Here is a 222-nt window from a genome sequence, read left to right as displayed (position 1 = left end):
GGATGTCTACTTCACACAGGATCGAAACGAAGTACTTGCCTGTGCCGTTTCGACGCACCGTAGCAGACAAGATCCGTCCTTCGATTTCACGGGACTTGGCAAAGCGCACCCATCCCAGCTTCGGAAGTTTCAGCAGATCGCAGGCAACGGCAATATTGCCGTTCGTAAACTTCGTGGTGTAGCTTTGGACGGGATTGCGTTTGCTCTTGAAACGAGGCGGAT

Annotated in this window: 1 pseudogene; it reads right to left on the bottom strand. The window is 52.7% G+C overall.

The features are described from left to right. Positions 1 to 222: pseudogene (locus tag ET33_RS35945) on the bottom strand (IS200/IS605 family element RNA-guided endonuclease TnpB); the annotation flags it as partial.

This window comes from Paenibacillus tyrphae (assembly GCF_000722545.1).
Lineage (GTDB): Bacteria > Bacillota > Bacilli > Paenibacillales > NBRC-103111 > Paenibacillus_G > Paenibacillus_G tyrfis.
Note: the sequence above shows the minus strand (reverse complement) of the source record. Positions and strands in the feature narration are given on the sequence as shown.